Below are 1,162 nucleotides of genomic sequence, written 5' to 3'. Positions count from 1 at the left end.
CGGCGCCAGGAGTGCCGCCGGCGCGTGTTGTAGCGCATGCACCACCGGAAGACTTCCCGGCGGCAGGAGATCGGATTGTCAAAGACTTTCCTATCACGCAAGACTTCCCGCTTGAGCGTGGCGTTAAACGATTCTGCTAGGGCGTTATCAGCACTCGTTCCTACCGCGCCCATAGACTGGCGCACACCCAACGACGAGCAATAGTTCCTAAAAGCTTGTGAGGTGTACACGCTGCCATGATCGGAATGGAATACAGCCCCGTCAAGACTGCCGCGTACACCGTGTGCGTGGGCTAGGGCATCGATGACCAGTGAGACTCGCATGTGGTCTGCGAGTGCATAACCTGCAAGTTTGCGTGAATACGTGTCAATGACTGTGGCCAAATACATGTTTTTCCCTCCCTTACACGGCAGATAGGTAATATCGCCGACATAGACGCGGTTCGGCTCGTTGGCTGTGAATTTGCGGCCAAGTAAATCCGGCATGACGCGGTGGCCAGGCTTGCGCCTGGTAGTGATGCATCGGCGGCGTTTGGTAAAGCCTTTAAGCCCCATGGCTTTCATGATTCGTGCGACTTTCTTGTGATTCGTCGGGCCAAAGCTCGTATCGGCTTTAAGGCTTGCAGCGATGCGTTTAGCGCCGTAGAGACCAAGCTCATCATCAAAGATGGTTGCGATCCTCGCACCGATAACGGCATCAGAATATATCTTTAACCTGCGATTTTTACGGGTTTGGACCCATTTATAAAACGAGGAACGATTCAGCTTTAACACATGGCACATCCGCTTGACCGAGAATTCGGTTCGGTGGTCATAGACAAACTGGAAGCGGATCACCAGTGAGTCTCTTCGGCAAAATATTTAGCGGCCTTGCGCAGGATGTCACGTTCTTCGCGCAGTTTTGCGTTTTCTTTTTCTAACTGGCGGATCCGTTCGGAATTATTCGCTGCTTGGGCTTTATCCTGCACTGCTTTTATGCGGGCACGTTTGCCGGTGCCGTACTTCTTGATCCAAGAATGCAGCGAGGCACGGTTGATGCCAAGCTCTGCTGATGCTGAGTTCAGTGAGAGGTCCTCATTGTTTTCGTAGAGGGCCACGGCATCGCGTTTGAACTGTTCGGAGTACCTGGACATGGTGGTAGATTACCTTTCTTTCCAGCCCGA

General features: G+C 52.8%; 1 protein-coding gene. It reads right to left on the bottom strand.

Annotated features, from left to right (window positions below; all coding sequences use genetic code 11):
* A protein-coding gene (locus ABRP87_RS11210) for an IS3 family transposase (RefSeq protein WP_349868855.1) occupies positions 1 to 1,132 on the bottom strand; the annotation gives its coding sequence in 2 pieces (ribosomal slippage) (positions 1 to 850 and positions 850 to 1,132; 1,133 coding nt annotated over the 2 pieces). This gene is flagged as partial in the annotation.
* Positions 1,133 to 1,162: the final 30 nt, after the last annotated feature.

Origin of the sequence: Corynebacterium sp. KPL2830, from assembly GCF_040225635.1 — a bacterium.
Taxonomy (GTDB): domain Bacteria; phylum Actinomycetota; class Actinomycetes; order Mycobacteriales; family Mycobacteriaceae; genus Corynebacterium.
This window is presented reverse-complemented; position numbering and strand designations above follow the sequence as displayed.